This is a genomic window from Rickettsia koreansis (assembly GCF_046532895.1).
Classification (GTDB): Bacteria; Pseudomonadota; Alphaproteobacteria; order Rickettsiales; family Rickettsiaceae; genus Rickettsia; species Rickettsia rickettsii.
The window spans coordinates 483,907-501,193 of sequence record NZ_WHLZ01000001.1 but is presented as its reverse complement, the minus strand read 5'-3'; the positions used below and the strand labels follow the sequence as shown (position 1 = coordinate 501,193).

Below are 17,287 nucleotides of genomic sequence, written 5' to 3'. Positions count from 1 at the left end.
TTATGAATGACAATTTAATTAATGCTTTAAAAGATTTAATTATTAATACCGGCAAGATTGCACTAGATATAAAAAAGGCAGGAATATTGACTGATATTAAATCAGATGGGTCAGTAGTCACTAATGCCGATAAGGAAATTAGTAAAATAATTTATCAAGCTCTACAAACCTTAACCTCTCAAATAGCTATAGTATGTGAAGAGCAGCCGCTACCTATATTCAGCAGTGATACTTTTTGGTTAATCGATCCTATTGATGGGACATGGAGCTATGTAAACGGTAAAAGTACATATACGGTCAATATAGGGCTTATTGAAAACGGTTTTCCAACCATCGGTTTGATATATCACCCTGAAACAGCAAAGCTATATTATACCGATGTAAACGGTCGGTTAAAAATCGAACAGAATTCTAAAGAAATATTTGTTAATCATGAACTTAAACATGAAGAGCTTAATGCGGTAATAGGTTTTTATAATTCAAATAAAGCTACTAAAGAATTTTTAAGTAAGTATTCATTCGGTCAAATAAATGCAATAGGCAGTTCAATTAAACTATGCTTAATTGCTGAAGGAGCAGCTGATATATATCCAAACTTCGGTCAAACTATGGAATGGGACATAGCGGCAGGTCATGCTTTAATTAAAGCCGGCGGTGGTAATATTTTAGATACGCATGGACAAGAAATTACTTACGGTAAAGAAAGTTTCGCTAATCCTAATTTTTTCGCCTGTAGTAAATATTGGTTGGAAAGGGAGGCAAGGTTGCATAGATACTAGGTCGTCATTGCGAGCAGCCGTAGGCTGCGTGGCAATCTCATGAAATAATAACAAACTCCTGAGATTGCTTCGTCAAAACTTGCAGTTTTTTCTCGCAATGATGAAAAAACTGATCCACGCAGGCACTGCTAAACTCGCATCAAACCAACTTCTTTAACTCATAAATTAACTCAAGTGCTTCTTTAGGGGATAGTTTATCAGGATCGATAGTGCTGAATTTTTTATCTAATTTGCTGCTTATAGTAGTTTTATTAGGTTCAAGATAAAACAAACTCAAATTATTTGATTCCGTTGATAAAATATTTTTTCCTTTACCTGTAGAAGTTTTTTCAAATTTAAGCAGAATCTGCTCAGCTCTGTTTATAACACTCGCAGGGAGACCGGCAAGAGCCGCAACATGAAGACCGTAGGACCTATCGGCAGCACCTGATATAATATTATGTAAAAATAGAATATCTTTACCTGACTCCTCAATAGCAATAGTATAATTTTGCAAAGCCGGCAGGAAATTACTCATAACGGTTAGCTCATGATAGTGCGTTGCAAATAAACAGCGACATTTCAGCTTATCATGAATATATTCAAGCACCGACCATGCTATAGATACCCCGTCATAAGTGGATGTGCCTCTACCTACCTCATCAAGTATGATTAGTGAGTTTTTTGTAGATTGAGCAAGAATTGCCGAGGTTTCAAGCATCTCTGCCATAAAGGTCGATTGTCCCTTAATTAAGTCATCGGCAGCACCTATTCGGCTAAATATTTTGTCGACTACCCCTATTTTAGCACTTTTTGCTGGCACAAACGAACCTATTTGAGCAATGATTGCAATAATGGCGTTTTGACGTAAAAAAGTACTTTTACCTGCCATATTAGGACCGGTAATTAACCAAATACGCTCAAGCTCTGATAAATGACAATCATTATATACAAAGCTTTTGCTTTCTTGCTGTAGTGCTTTTTCTACTACAGGATGCCGTCCTTTAACGATATCAAAGCTTAAATCATCGGTAAACTCAGGCTTAACATAATCATATTCATCAGCGATGTAAGCAAAATTACAAAATACGTCAAGCCCGCTTAAGGAGTTTGCAAGCATTCGTAAATAGGAAGCTTTTTCGATTACTTGGCTACAAATATCCGCATATAATTCTTTTTCTAAGCTTATTACTAAGGTTTTAGCGTTGAATAACTCACTTTCAAGCTTTTGTAGTTCAGCAGTAGTGTAACGAACATGATTAACCGTTGTTTGACGGTGAATAAATTTGGGATCAAGGATTTTATTAACATTTTTAGCGGTGATATCGATAAAAAGCCCTATAACATTATTATGAGATATTTTTAAACTGTCTATTCCCGTTTCTTTGCGATATTGATCTTTTAGCTTTTCAATATATAATTTTCCGTTATTAATTAAATCATGTAATTGGGCTACTTTCGGATGATATTCATGTTTTATTATACCTCCGTCATTTAAATTATTTGGTGCATCTTCTCGTATTGTTTCGTCTATTAAATTATATAATTCTGCATCGCCTGATAGAGGTTTAATAATTTTTTCGATAAAATCAGGTAAATTAAAACCGTAAGCGTCAAAGAATACTCCTTTAATAATCGTTGCCGTTTCTAAAGTATATTTAATGCTCAGTAAATCACGACCTGAACTTCTGTTCATCGTAATACGTGTTAAGCAGCGTTCTATATCACTAGTTTTTTTTAGAAGTTCTCTAATTTTTTTGACTATTTCTAAGTTGGAATAAAAGAACTCGGTAATATTTAAACGATGATTTATTTTAGCAATGTTGGTTAAAGGACTTGAAAGAAAATTATATAGTAAACGTCCGCCTTGTTTAGTAACCGTATGATTAAGGGTGCTTAATAAACTTCCTTGCGAGCCGCCTTGTGAGTTTGTTACAATTTCAAGGTTGCGTCTAGTAGAGAAATCAATAGTCATATAGCTATGAAAATTGATAATTCTAGGGATTGGCAAATGAGGAATATTTTGTTTTTGCGTTAACGATACATATTCTAAAACGCTACCTATGGCACAAATTTGACTACTAGATATCTCGCCAATTCCTTTAATATCTTTCATTTTATAAAAATCTAAAATGATTTTTTCGCATTTATTAATCGCAAAAAAACTATCAACTTGATAGGTAATACGAAAATTTAATTGTTTGAAAATACTATCCGCAAGATTAGAAGATCTCAGATTTTCGCTAAGCAGAATTTCACGAGGTTTTAAACGAGCCAGCTCATTAAGAATTTCCGTTTCCGGTACATTAACTACAACAATTTCGGAAGTAGAAAGATCAACATAACAAAGGCTAGCTGTTTCTTTATTTTTCGGTATTACGAGACTTGCTAAATAATTAGGTTCGGCTGAAGCAATTAAATTTTCTTCAATTATAGTTCCCGGAGTTATAATACGTGTAACATCCCTAGTAACTACCGCTTTATAACCGCCTCTATTCTTTGCTTCTTCAGGTGTTTCTAGTTGATCACAAATAGCAACCTTATAATTTTCTTCAATTAACTTAGTTAAATAATTCTCAAGGGCATGATAAGGTACCCCGCACATCGCAATTTCTTCTTCGCCGTTTTTGCCGCGCTTTGTTAAAGCAATGCCAAGTACATTGCTTGCTAGAATTGCATCTTCATAGAACATTTCATAAAAATCACCCATTCTAAATAGTAGTAAACAATCTAAATGAGCAAATTTAATGTCTAGATATTGCTGCATCATTTTCGTTGCAACATCGTAATTATATTTTTGTTTCAACTCTTGAAGATTCATACTAAGCAGCATAATTTATATTATAGTTTGGCTTTATTGTATGGATACCGAATCGTCATTGCGAGCGACTGCAAGGAGAGTAGCAATCTTATGAAATAGTGCAAAATGCCTGAGATTGCCACGTCGAGGCTTTGCCTCTTCTCGCAATGACGGATAATAACAATGTTTAACAGTTTATACAACTATTTTATCTTTGATAGGCGGGTGCTATGTCTGCCGCCTTCAAATTGGGTAGTTAAAAACTTATCTATAATATCAAATACTATTTTTGGGTCTATGGTTTTTGCTCCGAGTATCAAGATATTAGCGTCATTATGAGCTTTAGCATTTTCGGCAGTTAATATATTGTTGCACAAAGCGGCTCTTATTTCCGAGCTACGATTCGCAGCTATAGACATACCAATTCCCGTATCACTAATTAAAATACCGATAGGTGCTGATTTTTCAATAATAATATCTACTACTTTCTTAGCATAATCAGGATAATCAACGGTTTGTGTATTATTTGTTCCGCAGTCATAAATCTTTAGAGATTTCTGCTCTAAATAATTGATAATTTTAGACTTAAGCTCATAACCTGAATGATCACTAGCGATGACAATATTATAAGTTTTCATAGTTAATTTTTTGATGGAAAATAATGATAAAAATTATATACTATGTAAGATTTGTTTTCTAATGTAAATAATAGTTTTGTTAAATATATGAAATATCCTGTTGTACTTAGTATCGTTATATGTTTTTGTTTAGTTGCTTGTGTTGATCAGACACCGGCTCCAATTGAGTATAAAGTGGGAGATGTTACTGCAAATAATAATTCTACTGCACTAGATCACGATGAGGGTATGATAGTTCAAAGAACTATGGAAGACAATCCCGCGTCAGAAAAAGTTAGCGGTAGACTCGAAGAGCCAAAGGCAAAAATTATAGAAGATGATAATGATGATATTGAGATTCCTATGTCTCGGAATGAAGACGAAGATGAAGAAGCGAAATTAAACTTTGTAAAACCGTTAAATGGGGTAATTATTAACGAGTTTAAAGCTGGTAAAAGTAAAGGGATAGATATTGCAGCTAAAGAATATAGTGAAGTTAAATCGATAGCTGCAGGAACGGTAATATATTCAGGTTATAATAAGCAATTCGGTAATTTAGTAATAGTTAAATTAGATAAAGACGATCTAGAAGTAGCATATGCGAGTTTAGATGATTTATTACTTAAAAAAGGTGATAAAATTGCTAGAAATAGTGTTATCGGACATGTAGAACATAAATTATATTTTGCTATGCGTAAAAATAAAATAGCAGTTGATCCTAATAAGTATATAGAATTTTAAATGGAAGATGTTATTACTCTTACCAAATATGGTGAACCTCAAAATGTTATAGTAAGAAGGAGTAGCAAAGCTAAAAATATAGCCATCCGCATTACGTCTAAAGGTGCAGAGCTTGTATTACCTCTTAAGGTAAAAGCCAAAAAGGGTCATAATTTTTTGTTAAGTCAAGAATATTGGGTTAGGCAAAAATTACGTCGTAATGTCACTGCGATACCAAAAGATGAAGATAAGATTTCTATTTTGGGTAAATCTTATGAAATAATACATATTGATTCGTCTAAAAATCAGATAAAATTAAATGATTCTACGTTAGAAGTGTATTGTTGTAGTCAGGTACTAAAAAAACTTAGTATAGAAGTATTCCTTAAAAAGAAATTATTAGCAGAAATAAAAATAATAGTAGAGAATATATCTAAAAAACATAATTTGACTTATTCCAATATTAGAATAATGGAAAATGTTAGCCGTTGGGGGAGTTGTTGTAGTAAAGGGAATCTTGTTTTTAATTGGCGGGTCGTTTTTGCCCCCTTTGAAGTACTGAAATATTTAGTAGCTCATGAAATGGCACATTTATAAAGAAATGAACCATAGTAAAAATTTTTGGGAGCTAGTTGAGGATATATATCCCGAATACCAACTGGCAAAATTATGGCTAAAAAGAAACGGTAAGAATTTATATAGTTATTTGCCATAACTTTATGTCATCCCGAGAAAGCGGGAATCCAATCCAATACTTTAAAGCTTTTTAAAAGCTCGATTTATCTTGTTTTACGCTGGATTCTTGTTTTTGCAGGAATGACATCGGAAAGGTTAATTTAAAGAAAAACATAAAGGACAAATAGAATGCATAACACCACAAAAAGAGTAACAGTCCCGGCACTTGAAGAAATCTTATATGAGCCTATAAAAGTGTTAGATTACGGCTTTATTAGAGTTATCGACTATATGGGGGATGATAGTGCTATAGTACAAGCAGCTCGTGTTTCTTACGGTAAGGGTACGAAGCAATTAAACCAAGATAAAGGGCTGATACACTACTTGCTTCGTCATTATCATACCACTCCTTTTGAGATGTGTGATATCAAGTTCCATATTAAACTACCGATATTTATTGCAAGGCAATGGATTAGGCATAGAACAGCTAGCGTTAACGAATATTCGGCAAGGTATTCTATTTTAGGTAATGAATTTTATCTACCTGAACCGGCAAATATTGCTGCCCAATCTGTTGTAAATAAACAATGTAGGGAAGGGGGGAGCTTACCGAAAGAAGTGGCTGAAAAGGTCCTTGCAATTTTAGAGGAAGATGCTAGACAGTGCTACGGGCATTATAAGGAACTGATGAATGCCGATGAAGAGGGTAATATTATAGATGAGAACGCCACAGGGATAGCAAGAGAGCTTGCTCGTATGAATTTAACTTTAAATTATTATACGGAATGGTATTGGAAGATTAATTTACATAATTTACTTCATTTTTTAAGATTGCGAGCCGACCCTCGCGCTCAATATGAAATTAGAGTTTATGCTGAAAAGATGCTTGAGATAGTCAAAGCTTGGGTTCCTTTTGCTTACGAAGCTTTTGAAGAATATCGTTTGCAGGGAGCAAATATTTCACGTAAAGGTTTGGATGTAATTAAAAGAATGATAAACGGTGAAAAAGTTACCTATGAAACTAGTGATATGACTAAGAGAGAATGGGAAGAACTGATGAAGATTTTTGGGTAATGTATGTCATTCCTGCTTGCGCAGGAATGACATACAACAACCATAACGGAATTTGATAAAAAGGAGTATTTTAAGTGCGAAATATTATATATTTTATACTATCACTATTATTTAGCGTTACCAGCTATGCACTTGAAACAATAAACATTGAGCATGGGCGAGCTGACCCGACACCTATAGCGGTCAATAAATTTGATGCCGATAGTTCTGCCGCTGATGTATTAGGTTACGATATGGTTAAAGTTATCTCTAATGATTTAAAGCTTTCGGGGTTATTCCGTCCTATTTCTGCTGCCTCTTTTATAGAAGAGAAGACAGGAATAGAATATAAACCGCTTTTTGCTGCATGGCGTCAAATTAATGCTAGTCTTTTAGTAAATGGTGAAGTTAAAAAACTAGAAAGCGGTAAATTTAAAATTAGCTTTATATTATGGGATACGTTGCTTGAAAAACAGCTCGCCGGTGAAATTCTTGAAGTACCGAAAAATTTATGGAGAAGAGCAGCACATAAAATTGCCGATAAAATTTATGAAAAAATTACCGGTGATGCCGGTTATTTTGACACTAAAATAGTGTATGTATCAGAAAGCAGCTCTTTACCGAAAATAAAAAGAATTGCTTTGATGGATTATGACGGGGCTAATAATAAATACCTTACCAATGGAAAGTCACTAGTCTTAACCCCAAGATTTGCTCGTTCGGCGGATAAGATTTTTTATGTTTCATATGCTACTAAAAGAAGAGTACTCGTTTATGAAAAAGATTTAAAAACAGGCAAAGAAAGTGTAGTAGGTGATTTCCCCGGTATATCTTTTGCTCCTAGATTCTCACCGGACGGTAGAAAAGCTGTAATGTCGATAGCTAAAAACGGCTCGACTCATATTTATGAAATCGACCTTGCTACTAAACAGCTTCATAAATTAACTGATGGATTCGGTATTAATACCTCTCCTAGCTATTCACCGGACGGTAAAAAAATTGTATATAATTCCGATAGAAACGGTGTGCCTCAATTATATATCATGAATTCAGACGGAAGTGACGTTCAGCGTATTAGTTTTGGCGGTGGTTCTTACGCAGCTCCTAGCTGGTCGCCTAGAGGAGACTATATAGCATTTACTAAGATTACTAGAGGAGACGGAGGCAAAACTTTTAATATCGGAATTATGAAAGCCTGTCCTCAAGATGATGAGAATAGTGAAAGGATAATAACAAGCGGATATTTAGTCGAAAGTCCTTGTTGGTCGCCTAACGGACGAGTTATTATGTTTGCTAAAGGTTGGCCGTCGAGAGCTAAAGCTCCGGGAAAAAACAAAATTTTTGCAATTGATCTAACAGGTCATAATGAAAGAGAAATTATGACACCGGAAGATGCTTCTGATCCAGAATGGTCAGGTGTACTGAACTAATGTCATTTCTACGAAAGCATTGTTGGGTGGATCGTTTTTCCGTTGTCATACCGTGACTTGATCGCGGTATCCAGTAAAAATACTATTGTTGTTTTTGGATCCTGTGGTCAAGACATGGGATGACAGTCCAATAAGGCTTAAGCTACTTCTCTACTATGGTTTAAAATAAACTTCTTTATTTTTTCAAAAGCCGTATTTTCTATTTGTCTAATACGTTCCTTAGAAATATTATACTCATTGCTTAGAATATCTAGAGTTTTAGGAGTATCCGTTAGTTTACGCTCTGTTAAAATACGAAGTTCCCTGTCGTTTAAAATCTTCATAGCATTTGATAGTAACTGCCTTTTACTGGTAGAATTTTGCTTATTAATAGCCATAGCTTCAGGAGTAGGGCGTGTTTCCGGTAATAGTTCTATTAATTCTCCGGATTCTGCATCGTCACTATTTATAGAGTTATTTAACGATAAATCAGGACCTGAAATTCTAGTATTCATTTCAGAAACTTCATTAACCGAAACACCTAGCTCATCTGCTATTTGTACAAAATCATCGGTAGTAATAGCCCTTGAGTATAAATTAGTAATTTTATGCTTAACTTTATTAAGACTAAAAAATAATTTTTTTTGTGCGGCCGTTGTTCCCATCTTTACTAATGACCAAGATTTTAATATATATTCTTGTATGGCTGCTTTAATCCACCACATCGCATATGTTGATAGGCGAAAACCAAGTTCGGGATTGAATTTTTTTACTGCCTGCATTAAACCTATATTACCTTCTGAAACCAATTCGGTAATAGGAAGACCGTAAGTCCTATAGCCGCTTGCAATTTTTGCAACAAGTTTAAGATGGCTTGTTACTAATTTATGTGCAGCTTGTAAATCATTCCCTTCTAAATAGGATTTTGCTAATAACAATTCTTCTTCTTGCGTAAGTGAAGGAATTTTATTGATTTTCTGTAAGTAGCTATAAAATCCTGATTCGCTAGAAATTGCTAATGCATTAATATTATTAGTCATACTAACCTTAAAAACTATTTTTTTTATACTAACTTTATACTAACACATATATGATCTAAAATAAACTTTTTCTAGAGTATTTTTAAATAAAATCAAATAATGTCTAAAAAATCCAATAAAAATTTAGCTTTTTCCTTGCTGGGATTAATAATTAGTATGGTGTTACTCAGTTTTGCTTCCGTACCTATCTATAATTTATTTTGTAAAGTTACAGGATATGGCGGTACTACTGCAAAAGAAACGGTGAGTGTATATTCTAAGGTAAAAGGCACTAAACCTATAATTATCGAGTTTGATGCTAATGTTGATAAAGATTTACCTTGGCGGTTTATTCCAAGGCAGCAAAGAGTGCAAATTGTTCCGGGGCAGAATACTATAGTGTTCTATGAAACGGAGAATCTAAGCGATAACGATATAATAGGTACTTCCGTATATAATGTTACTCCAAATAAAGCAGGAAAATATTTCGTAAAAATTCATTGTTTTTGTTTTGAAGAACAATTATTAAAAGCCGGCGAAAAAGTCTTAATGCCGGTTACATTTTATATAGATAAGGATTTTGAGCTTGACCCTGAAATGCAAGACATTAAAGTACTTACTTTATCTTATAGTTTTTTTAAAGTACGAGAGATGTCGTCATTGCGAGGAAATTACGTAAGTAATTGACGAAGCAATCTCAGGAGTTTGTTATTATTTCATGAGATTGCCACGCTTTCTACGGTCGCTCGCAATGACGGCTTTGGAATTATGCAACAACACCGGCTCATTGAGTATACTCGATAACCCATTTACGAAGTCTAACAATCGGCGGAGTATTTATAAGAGCGGTAGCAGGTAAAACTTTGCCGTTAGTATTAAAATTAATTATAGGATCTATACCGTATATGCTATACCAAGGTTTTAACGGTGAGCTATTTGAATATTTACGGTGGAACCAAGATAAAGAAGGTGTTGTTTCTCCATATTCTATTACTTTAACCGATTGTGGATTTTTATGATATATAAGGCTCAGTACCGATTGATCGGAATGATGCCATTTATATTCATCGTAATTAGGATGGATATTATAATCTTTACCTGAAAGAATTCTAATATCTTCACAACTTTTTAGCCATTTTTCAATGAAAGAACGAGAAAGCTTGGTATTACGCACAATAATAACGGCACTCCAAATGTGATCGTCATTTCTGCATTCATCTGTAAGGCAATCCATTAAAGCAAAAGTTTCGCCTTTAACAAAACTACCGTTTTTACGATTGCGATCATGTACCAGTAATATATCATTATCGCCTAAAAGATTTGTTAAATTACTGATATGCTTTTTAATAACAAATGCTGAATCTAAATATACTATAATAGCTCCTTCTGGTGCATTTTTCATTGTTTTAAGTATAATATAAGGCTTCCATAGCCATAACCCCGCTCCTGCAGGTTCATTAAAAATTTCTTGGTTTTTTTCTATAAACGCTTGATTTATGTGCTTTTTCTTATAGTTAAATATGAAGTCTATACCTTTATTAATTGCATAATGAGTGGTTGCATTTTGATTACGATAAACATACTCCGGACCGTCGGCATAAGAAACTAAATAAATTGGTTCTTTTATGGAATTCTGAATAGATAAATCTACTTTTTGTAACGATAAGTCATTAATAAAACCTTGACGTGCATATTCTAAAATAATCAGTATGAAATAAATTAGAGCTAATGTAATAACTGTTTTGTATAATATTTTAAATAACATATAATTTTTGCATTATTTGAAGCATCTTGTCATTCCCAGGTGGATTAGTAAATCGTCATTGCGAGGAAATACGAAGTATTGACGAAGCAATCTCAGGAGTTTGTTATTATTTCATGAGATTGCTACGCAGCCTACGGCTTCTCGCAATGACAAAATCGATAATTATTAGACAACGCCAATATAGCATTTTAATATATTAAAAGATAGTGTTGTAATTTAATTATAAATTTAGTATAACTTGCTGTTTGTTTAAGGTTGGTATGATTAATTTAGGGGATAAGCAGTCTACTATAGTTGTCGCAATGTCAGGCGGGGTTGATAGTTCGGCGGTTGCCGCAATGCTGCATGAACAAGGACATAATGTTATAGGTATTACCTTGCAGCTATATGATCACGGTATGGCAGTAGGGAAGAAAAATGCCTGTTGTGCCGGTCAGGATATTTACGATGCTAAAATGGTAGCGAATAAGCTAGGTATTCCCCATTACGTACTTGATTATGAGAGCAAATTTAAAGAGTCGGTAATAGATAATTTCGTCGATAGCTATTTACAAGGTGAAACACCGCTTCCATGTGTGCAATGTAATAAATCGGTAAAGTTCAGGGATCTAATTAAAACGGCTAGAGAGCTTGGAGCAGATAAGCTTGCTACCGGTCATTACGTACGAAAAATAAACGGTGATAACGGAGCGGAATTACATACAGGGCTTGATCCAGCAAAAGATCAAAGTTATTTTTTATTTACGACAACTAAAGAACAATTAGAATATTTACGTTTCCCTCTAGGAGGGCTTACTAAGGATGAAACACGAAAGCTTGCTAGTAAATTTGGGCTTGAGGTAGCTGATAAGCCCGACAGCCAAGATATTTGTTTCGTACCTGACGGAAATTATAAGAGCGTAATAAATAAAATACGTCCAAATAGCAGTGCAAGCGGTAAAATTATTCACGTAAACGGGTTTGAGCTAGGAGAGCATAGCGGTATAATTAACTACACCATAGGGCAACGTCGTGGTCTTGGTATAGCTTATAATGAGCCTTTATATGTAGTAAAGATTGATCCTAAGGACAATATAGTATATGTAGGACCGGAGTCCGCATTAAACGTGCAGGAATTTATCATTAGAGATGTGAATTGGCTTGCAGATGAGATTAAAGATAACGAAAAGTTAGAAGTAGCAGTTAAGATTCGCTCGACAAGACCGCCACGTCTAGCCGAAATAAGTAAACTCGGTGATGATAAAATGAAAGTAAAATTTTTATGTGAAGAAAAAGCCGTTGCCCCTGGGCAAGCATGCGTTATTTATGCTGGTGAAAGAGTACTTGGTGGCGGATGGATTACTAGAGAGATAAGGTAATTGCGTCATTGCGAGGAGCGAAGCGGCATGGCAATCTAGTTAGACTTTCTGAGATTGCCACGCTCCTTTTAGTCGCTCGCAATGAGACATAATTCACAAAAAAATAAGCTCACTAAAACAGGAGAAACTAATGAGTTGTTTAAGGAAGAAAAGTTTTGAATCAGTAAAAGAGATAGGCAGCTCAAGCGGTCTTAGCAAGACGCTTGGAGCATTCGATTTAATATTACTGGGTCTTGGTGCGATGATCGGCACAGGCGTATTCGTCGTTACCGGTATAATTGCTGCTAAATATTCAGGACCTGCAGTAATGTTATCTTATGCGATTGCAGGTATTACCTGTATCTTTGTAGCGCTTGTTTATACTGAACTTGCTGCAATGCTTCCGACATCAGGAAGTATTTACACTTATTCCTATGTAGCATTTGGCGAAGTATTTGCTTGGATGATCGGTAGTGTTATAATATTAGAACTTGGTGTTGCTGCAGGAATAGTAGCTGCAGGCTGGTCGGGCTACGTACAAGGAATACTAGCAGCAGGTGGAATCAATTTACCGAAAGAATTAACTACTGTACCGACAAACGGCGGTATAATAAATTTACCGGCATTTTTAATCTCGGGATTTATTGGATTTATTTTATATTTAGGTACTAAAGATAGTAAGAGACTAAATGCAATTTTAGTTTTCATAAAAATGGCTGCAATATTTGTATTTATACTCGCTGCTGCCCCTCATTTTGATGCTACTAACTGGAGTAATTTTATGCCTTTCGGTTTTAGTAATGTTTTAGTAGGTGCGTCTATTTTATTCTTAGCTTTTACGGGTTTTGGAACGATTGCAACCGCAGCTGAGGAGTGTAAAAACCCAAAACGCGATATAATGATCGGTATTATTGGCTCACTTGTTCTAACTACTATAGTTTATGTAACGATGGCAGGGCTTGTTACCGGTATTGCACCTTTTGATCAGTTAAATAACGATCAACCGCTTGCTTATGCTTTAACTATCAATAATAGCAAGATCGGCTCTGCTATTGTTGCAACCGGAGCAGTTTGCGGTATGATGACGGTGTTGATGATGAATATTTACGGTACTTCTCGTATTTTTTATGCTATTGCACGTGACGGTTTACTACCGAAAAGTTTTGCAAAGCTGCACCCAAAATATGATAGTCCGTATATTACGATTATAATATTTGCTTCTTTAGCCGCTATCCTTGGAGGATTTTGTTCTACGGAATTATTAACGCAATTAACTTCAATGGGAGCTCTTATTGATTATATAACCGTTACAATAATAGTGGTATTATTTAGGGTAACGATACCTGATGCTCAAAGACCTTTTAGATGTCCTTTAGTATTTATTATCGTACCGTTTATTTTAATTGCTTGTGCATATTTACTATTTATTCAAATATATGACGGTGAATTTAATCTATTAACCGCAGGTCGTGCATTAATATATTGGTTTATTATAATATTTGTTTTATATATTATAAGATCGTTTTTTATGCAAAAAGAGCAGAATTAAGAGGGGGCTATCCGTCATTGCGAGCGAACGTAGAGAGCATGGCAATCTCATGAAGTAGTACAAAATTCCTGAGATTGCCACGTCAAGGCTTTGCCTCTCCTCGCAATGACAAGTTAGTAGTATCCACGCAACAAAACAAAATTAACCAAATGACTGAAAAACTACAACTACTCCGAGGAATGAAAGATCTCTTGCCGGATGATTATAAAGTGCACGACTATATAATTAACAAAGCAAGAGATGTTGGAGTATTGTACGGCTATAAACAAATGAGTACTCCTATTTTGGAGTATACTAAAGTCTTTAACCGTTCGATGGGTGAAAGCTCTGACGTAATCAGCAAAGAAATCTATAGTTTTTTAGATAAAAGCAATGATTCCGTAGCATTACGACCTGAATTTACAGCATGTATTATAAGAAGCCTCATCTCAAACGGATTACAACATAAATTACCATTAAAGTTTTTCTCTACCGGTCCTGTTTTTCGTTATGATAGACCGCAAGCAGGGCGTCAAAGACAATTTCACCAACTAAATTATGAGTATATCGGTGCTAAAGGAGCAATTACTGATGCTGATACTTTGAAGTTAGCCGTTGATATATTAAAAGCACTCGAAATAGAGCAGGATACTACCTTAGAGCTTAACTCTCTTGGATGTAATGAATCAAGAAGCGTTTATCAGCAAAAATTAGTAGAATATCTAAATGATTTTAAAGATCAATTATCAGAAGAAAGCAAAATAAGGTTATCCAAAAATCCAATGCGGATACTTGATTCTAAAAGTGAGACCGATCAGAAAATAATAGCAAACGCACCGGTTTTATCTGAATATTACACTGATGAATCCAAAGAATATTTTGAGGAGTTAATAAAGTATCTAGATATTTTAGGTGTGAAATATAGTATAAATCCACGCTTGGTTAGAGGGCTTGATTATTATTGCCATACTGCTTTTGAATTCACTACAAAAAAGCTAGGGAGCCAATCTACTATTCTAGCCGGTGGACGTTATGACGGGCTTGCTAAAATCATGGGTAATAACGATGATGTGCCGGCTATCGGTTTTGCTGCCGGTATTGAGCGAATTGCTTTAATGCGGGAATATAATATATCTGAAGTTAAGCCAGTATTTGTATTACCTATAGGCAAAAATAATATTTGCTATGCTTTAGAAATTGTAGATAAATTGCGAACAGAAAATATTGCTATTATCATAGAATCCCTAGGTAAAATAGCTAAAAGAATGCAACGCATTTTTAATGAAAATGCTAAATTTATTATTTTTATAGGTGACGAAGAGCAGGCGAATAATAACTTAAAAATTAAAGACTTACAAAAAGAAGAAGAATATATAGTAGATTTTGCAAAAGCTCTTGAGCTATTGAAGAAATAAGATTTTTTATTGTTATACCGTGAACCTTACATGGTATCCATCAAAACTAACTTTAAGTAATAAGCATTTATGAATCTTGCCACAAGCTCGGCATTGCCCGCATGGCTCTTATGTTATGCCTGCATAGGTCTTATTGTGTGGATACTGAAGGTCGTCATTGCAAGGAAAAACTGTAAGTTTTGACGAAGCAATCCAGTAAAAAATTCTGATTTACAGAATTTTTTTATTATTGTTTTGGACTGCCACGCAGTCTACGACTGCTCGCAATGATGGGGCGGTATCTATGCAACAACGCTTTCGTAGGAATGACATAAAACGAGCCATGCAACAAGACTTGCAGTTGTTCACAATGGCGATTAGGTGTCTATACAATAACACCATTTAACCACGACATCTAAAAATATGATTATTATAAACGATTTAGCCATGAGTTATGGTACAAGAATACTATTTACGATGTAAATTTGCATATTAAAAACAATAAACGATATGGTTTAGTAGGTGCCAACGGAGCAGGTCAAACAACTTTTTTCAAAGTCTTAACTAAGGAAGAAGAGCCAGCTTTCGGTGAGATTAACATACCAAAAAACTCTAAAATAGGTTGTTTAAAACAAGATCAGTTTCTTTATGAAAATACTAAAATTATAGATACGGTAATAGCAGGGAAGAAGGAGTTATGGAAAGCTTTACAGGAAAAAGAAGATATATTAAATCGGCAGGAATGTAGCGATGAAGATGGGTATAAGTTTGGTGAACTTGAACAGGTAATATACGATAATGACGGTTATACTGCTGAAATTTTTGCAGCTAGCTTGCTTGTAGGTCTTGGAATAGCCGAAAAATACTATTATGAGCCGCTTTCTGCGTTGTCAGAAGGTTATAAGCTTCGTGTATTACTCGTACAAAGTCTATTTAATAATCCCGATATTTTACTACTCGACGAACCGACAAACCATCTTGATATTATTGCAATATATTGGCTTGAGAATTATTTAAAAAACTCTTTTAAAGGAATATTAATTTTTATATTGCATGATTTAGTTTTTTTAAATAATGTCGCAACGGATATTTTAGACATAGATTATGGAGAAATAAAACTGTATACGGGCAATTATGATAATTTTGTTCAAGAAAAGCAGATAATAGCTGCTCAGAAGCTAAGCAAGCGAAATTTCTTAGAAAAGAAAATAGAAAATATGTAGGCTTGGGTTGATAAATTTGGAGTAGGGACGAGAGCAAGGCAAAGTGCCTCCCGAGAAAAGCAGTTAGAGAAAATAGAATCGGATATACAGAAATCTTCAAGAATTAGTCTGTTATTTAGATTTAAGCAGCTAAGCAATTCAGGAAAATTAGTATTAAAAATATAACTAAAGATTTTGAGAATAAGCAAATATTAAATAAAGTTAGTTTTAACGTATCATGAGGAGAAAAAATTATTATTATTGGTGTAAACGATATCGGTAAATCTACTTTATTAAAAATCTTAATGAATAAAATATCAGCAGATCAAGGTAGCTATGAGTGGGGATATGAATAGCAAATAGCTTATTTCGCTCAAGACCATCATGAGCTACTTAATGAAAATATTAGTATTATTGATTGGCTTAAAAGGCAATCTGAAAAAGAAATGGGAAATACAATTAGAAATACGCTCGGACAAGTATTATTTCGTAGTGATGAAGTAAATAAAAATATTTTAAGTTTAAGCGGCGGTGAGGGGGCAAGATTATTACTTGCTAAAATTATGCTAGAAAAAAGTAATATTTTGGTTCTTGATGAACCGACAAATCATCTTGATATAGAGTCAAGAGAAGCTCTTAAAAAATCTCTAATTGATTTTGATGGTACGGTAATATTAGAACGCACGATCGGAATTATCGCTCTTTCCCATAGGAAAAAGATTGTTGATTTTAAAGGTAAATATGATGATTATATTGAGAAATACGACAACGATTATTTAAGTTCTACTACAAAATTATCCTAAGTTTTAGGCATTGCTCATTAAATATAGATATCGTTATTGCGAGTAGCCATAGGCTGCGTAGCAATCTCGTCAAATATCCTGAGATTGCTTCGTCAATTGCTATGCAATTTCCTTGCAATGACGATAAAAATCGAGTCATACAACAAAGCAGAATCTTAAAGTTAATCACTCCACATTATAAAACTCCAAATGATGACCGCTAATAAA

The 17,287-nt window shown here is 34.3% G+C and carries 13 protein-coding genes and 4 pseudogenes; 12 read left to right on the top strand and 5 right to left on the bottom strand.

The features are described from left to right. The first annotated feature begins 2 nt into the window (after positions 1-2). Positions 3-779, top strand: coding sequence for a 3'(2'),5'-bisphosphate nucleotidase CysQ family protein (locus GCO76_RS02850; RefSeq protein WP_410956102.1), 777 nt, complete (start codon positions 3-5; stop codon positions 777-779). A 139-nt stretch (positions 780-918) separates the two neighbouring features. On the opposite strand, the gene mutS is transcribed toward GCO76_RS02850, so the two are convergent. After that, positions 919-3,579 (bottom strand): DNA mismatch repair protein MutS, encoded by a 2,661-nt coding sequence (gene mutS / locus GCO76_RS02845; RefSeq protein ID WP_410956101.1) that lies wholly within the window; start codon positions 3,577-3,579, stop codon positions 919-921. Positions 3,580-3,761: 182 nt separating this feature from the next. Beyond that, complete coding sequence (gene rpiB, locus GCO76_RS02840; protein ID WP_410956100.1) at positions 3,762-4,196, bottom strand: ribose 5-phosphate isomerase B; 435 nt, start codon at positions 4,194-4,196, stop codon at positions 3,762-3,764. Between the two features lie 51 nt (positions 4,197-4,247). On the opposite strand from rpiB, the gene GCO76_RS02835 reads away from it, so the two are divergent. From GCO76_RS02835 to tolB, 4 genes and pseudogenes are all read left to right on the top strand, one after another. Further along, complete coding sequence (locus GCO76_RS02835) at positions 4,248-4,916, top strand: murein hydrolase activator EnvC family protein (RefSeq protein ID WP_410956099.1); 669 nt, start codon at positions 4,248-4,250, stop codon at positions 4,914-4,916. Next, positions 4,917-5,610 (top strand): annotated as a pseudogene (locus GCO76_RS02830) (M48 family metallopeptidase). 149 nt (positions 5,611-5,759) lie between these two features. Then, the gene (gene thyX, locus GCO76_RS02825) at positions 5,760-6,644 is read left to right on the top strand and encodes an FAD-dependent thymidylate synthase (RefSeq protein WP_410956098.1); all 885 of its coding nucleotides are present in this window, start codon (positions 5,760-5,762) and stop codon (positions 6,642-6,644) included. A 74-nt stretch (positions 6,645-6,718) separates the two neighbouring features. Next, positions 6,719-8,053 carry a Tol-Pal system beta propeller repeat protein TolB gene (tolB, locus tag GCO76_RS02820; RefSeq protein WP_103897238.1) on the top strand — a complete coding sequence of 445 codons (1,335 nt, stop codon included), beginning with the start codon at positions 6,719-6,721 and terminating at the stop codon, positions 8,051-8,053. Positions 8,054-8,190: 137 nt separating this feature from the next. Here the strand turns inward: tolB and rpoH are convergent, their stop codons facing one another. Beyond that, complete coding sequence (gene rpoH, locus GCO76_RS02815; RefSeq protein ID WP_012736778.1) at positions 8,191-9,072, bottom strand: RNA polymerase sigma factor RpoH; 882 nt, start codon at positions 9,070-9,072, stop codon at positions 8,191-8,193. 99 nt (positions 9,073-9,171) lie between these two features. Here rpoH and GCO76_RS02810 point away from each other — a divergent pair, with 99 nt between their 5' ends. Continuing rightward, positions 9,172-9,738, top strand: a complete 567-nt coding sequence (locus GCO76_RS02810) for a cytochrome c oxidase assembly protein (RefSeq protein WP_014014111.1) — start codon at positions 9,172-9,174, stop codon at positions 9,736-9,738. A gap of 97 nt (positions 9,739-9,835) precedes the next feature. Here GCO76_RS02810 and GCO76_RS02805 read toward each other — a convergent pair whose 3' ends face one another. Then, positions 9,836-10,816, bottom strand: a complete 981-nt coding sequence (locus GCO76_RS02805) for a hypothetical protein (RefSeq protein WP_410956097.1) — start codon at positions 10,814-10,816, stop codon at positions 9,836-9,838. Between the two features lie 260 nt (positions 10,817-11,076). Between GCO76_RS02805 and mnmA the strand changes: the two genes are divergently transcribed. The 3 genes from mnmA (at position 11,077) to hisS (ending at position 15,096) form a co-directional block, all read left to right on the top strand. Next, positions 11,077-12,174 (top strand): tRNA 2-thiouridine(34) synthase MnmA, encoded by a 1,098-nt coding sequence (gene mnmA / locus GCO76_RS02800; protein WP_410956096.1) that lies wholly within the window; start codon positions 11,077-11,079, stop codon positions 12,172-12,174. A 130-nt stretch (positions 12,175-12,304) separates the two neighbouring features. Next, positions 12,305-13,702 (top strand): amino acid permease, encoded by a 1,398-nt coding sequence (locus GCO76_RS02795; RefSeq protein ID WP_410956095.1) that lies wholly within the window; start codon positions 12,305-12,307, stop codon positions 13,700-13,702. 149 nt (positions 13,703-13,851) lie between these two features. Next, positions 13,852-15,096: a histidine--tRNA ligase gene (hisS, locus tag GCO76_RS02790; RefSeq protein WP_410956462.1), complete on the top strand. Its 1,245-nt coding sequence runs from the start codon at positions 13,852-13,854 to the stop codon at positions 15,094-15,096. A 152-nt stretch (positions 15,097-15,248) separates the two neighbouring features. Here hisS and GCO76_RS02785 read toward each other — a convergent pair. Then, positions 15,249-15,490: pseudogene (locus GCO76_RS02785) on the bottom strand (MFS transporter); the annotation flags it as partial. A gap of 8 nt (positions 15,491-15,498) precedes the next feature. Between GCO76_RS02785 and GCO76_RS02780 the strand changes: the two are divergent. From GCO76_RS02780 to GCO76_RS02770, 3 genes and pseudogenes are all read left to right on the top strand, one after another. Continuing rightward, a pseudogene (locus GCO76_RS02780) lies at positions 15,499-15,989 on the top strand (ATP-binding cassette domain-containing protein); the annotation flags it as partial. Next, positions 15,963-16,298 carry a hypothetical protein gene (locus GCO76_RS02775; protein WP_479725311.1) on the top strand — a complete coding sequence of 112 codons (336 nt, stop codon included), beginning with the start codon at positions 15,963-15,965 and terminating at the stop codon, positions 16,296-16,298. The pseudogene GCO76_RS02780 and the gene GCO76_RS02775, both read left to right, overlap by 27 nt. A 230-nt stretch (positions 16,299-16,528) precedes the next feature. Next, a pseudogene (locus GCO76_RS02770) lies at positions 16,529-17,080 on the top strand (ATP-binding cassette domain-containing protein). The last annotated feature ends 207 nt before the right edge of the window (positions 17,081-17,287 follow it).

What these genes read in the sequence shown, in the direction of transcription:
- rpiB (WP_410956100.1), bottom strand. Translation starts at nt 4,196, where the DNA reads ATGAAAACTTATAATATTGTCATCGCTAGTGATCATTCAGGTTATGAG.
- mnmA (WP_410956096.1), top strand. Translation starts at nt 11,077, where the DNA reads ATGATTAATTTAGGGGATAAGCAGTCTACTATAGTTGTCGCAATGTCA.
- GCO76_RS02850 (WP_410956102.1), top strand. Translation starts at nt 3, where the DNA reads ATGAATGACAATTTAATTAATGCTTTAAAAGATTTAATTATTAATACC.
- GCO76_RS02810 (WP_014014111.1), top strand. Translation starts at nt 9,172, where the DNA reads ATGTCTAAAAAATCCAATAAAAATTTAGCTTTTTCCTTGCTGGGATTA.
- hisS (WP_410956462.1), top strand. Translation starts at nt 13,852, where the DNA reads ATGACTGAAAAACTACAACTACTCCGAGGAATGAAAGATCTCTTGCCG.
- thyX (WP_410956098.1), top strand. Translation starts at nt 5,760, where the DNA reads ATGCATAACACCACAAAAAGAGTAACAGTCCCGGCACTTGAAGAAATC.
- GCO76_RS02795 (WP_410956095.1), top strand. Translation starts at nt 12,305, where the DNA reads ATGAGTTGTTTAAGGAAGAAAAGTTTTGAATCAGTAAAAGAGATAGGC.
- mutS (WP_410956101.1), bottom strand. Translation starts at nt 3,579, where the DNA reads ATGAATCTTCAAGAGTTGAAACAAAAATATAATTACGATGTTGCAACG.
- GCO76_RS02805 (WP_410956097.1), bottom strand. Translation starts at nt 10,816, where the DNA reads ATGTTATTTAAAATATTATACAAAACAGTTATTACATTAGCTCTAATT.
- rpoH (WP_012736778.1), bottom strand. Translation starts at nt 9,072, where the DNA reads ATGACTAATAATATTAATGCATTAGCAATTTCTAGCGAATCAGGATTT.